Origin of the sequence: Pseudoxanthobacter sp. (assembly GCF_036822375.1) — a bacterium.
Classification (GTDB): domain Bacteria; phylum Pseudomonadota; class Alphaproteobacteria; order Rhizobiales; family Segnochrobactraceae; genus Pseudoxanthobacter.
Genome location: NZ_DAISHT010000100.1, coordinates 1 through 1,535, shown reverse-complemented (window position 1 = coordinate 1,535; position 1,535 = coordinate 1). Strand labels below are relative to the sequence as shown.

The following is a 1,535-nucleotide window of genomic DNA, read 5'->3' as shown; positions in this document are numbered from 1 at the left end:
CGATCGCCGCCCGGCCGCAAGCGCGGCTTCCATGGCCCGGATGGCGGTTTCCTGCGCGTGGCCGCACCTTCAGCGCAGCCGGCGCGGCGTGCCGATCCACGGCCGGTCGGGAAGGCCCCTCCCCGGTGTCGGCCGGTCCCGCCGGCACGCAGCGGACCGCGGAGGCCCCGGAGGGCGGGCAGACCGGCGGGCAATCGCGGCTTGCGCGGGGCCGCCGCCCTCAGGCCCCGCCGCGTTGCGCAGCAGAGGGAGGACACCGGCAACGTCTCCGGGGGGGGGGCACCCATGCGACAGGCGCCGCAACCCCGTCTGCGTCACACGCGCAAAGCCCGGGAGAGGATCGTCTCGTCATGTCCGGACGGGCCAGCGGAACCCCGGCCGGCCCGGTTCCGGTCCGGCCGCAAGATCGCCCTGCCGCAAGATCGCCCGTTCAGGCGGCGCCGGGCGGTCCGGCCGCCGCGCGCCCGAGATGGCTTTCCAGAAAGCGGCGCGCCCGGTCCGTCGCCGGCCGGGAGAAGAAGACCTGCGGCGACGCCTCTTCCACGACCCGTCCCTGATCCATGAACAGGATCCGGTCGGCCACATTGGCGGCGAAGCCCATCTCGTGGGTCACGACGATCATCGTCACGTCGCGGCGGGCGAGATCCTGCATCACGGCCAGAACCTCGCCGACGAGTTCGGGATCGAGAGCCGAGGTTGGCTCGTCGAACAGCAGGATCTCCGGCTCCATGGCGAGCGCGCGGGCAATGGCCACGCGCTGCTGCTGGCCGCCGGAAAGCTGCGCCGGATAGGCATCGCGGCGCGCCGCCAGACCCACGCGATCCAGCATGGCGTCGGCAACCTCCCGTGCCCGGTCGCGCGGCAGGCCGCGCACGATGGTGAGACCCTCCATCACGTTCTGCAGGGCCGTGCGGTGCGGCCAGAGGTTGAACTGCTGGAAGACCATGCCGAAGCGTGCGCGCTGACGGCGGATTTCGCGCGGCGGCAGCGGCTGCTCGCGCCCGTCCGCCAGCGTGACGACGCCGAGGCGCTCGCCGGCCAGACGGATCGCGCCGCTTTCCGGCGGGGCGAGCCAGTTGAGGCAGCGCAGCATCGTGGACTTGCCCGATCCCGAGGGGCCGAGCACGCACACCACCTCGCCCCGCGCCACCGTGAAGGAAACGCGGTCCACCACCCAGCGTCCGGCAAAGGCCTTGGAAATCGCCTCGACACGGATCAGCGGTTCTTCAGCCGGCGCCGTGGCGCCCGCCGTCGCGGTATCGGCGCTCATGATGTCGGTCTCCGGTAGCGCGTGAGGTGGCTTTCAAGGCGGCGCATGGCCAGTTCCAGTGCCGAGAGGCAAATCCAGTAAAGCGCCGCCACCCCGGCCCACACCTCGAACGGCATGAAGGTGCGGGAGACGACCTGCTTGGTGAAATAGGACAGTTCCCGCACCGAAATGATGGAGAGAATGGCCGTGTCCTTGGCCAGCCCGATGACGAGGCCGACGAGCGCCGGCAGAACCACCGCCCCCGCCTGCGGCAGCACGATGCGCA

At 71.7% G+C, this 1,535-nt stretch carries 1 protein-coding gene and 1 pseudogene; both read right to left on the bottom strand.

What is annotated here, in order from left to right; translation table 11 throughout:
- Positions 1 to 430: 430 nt before the first annotated feature.
- Positions 431 to 1,270, bottom strand: a complete 840-nt coding sequence (locus tag V7067_RS10735; RefSeq protein ID WP_334175896.1) for an amino acid ABC transporter ATP-binding protein — start codon at positions 1,268 to 1,270, stop codon at positions 431 to 433.
- Positions 1,267 to 1,535: pseudogene (locus V7067_RS10730) on the bottom strand (hypothetical protein); the annotation flags it as partial. The pseudogene V7067_RS10730 and the gene V7067_RS10735, both read right to left, overlap by 4 nt.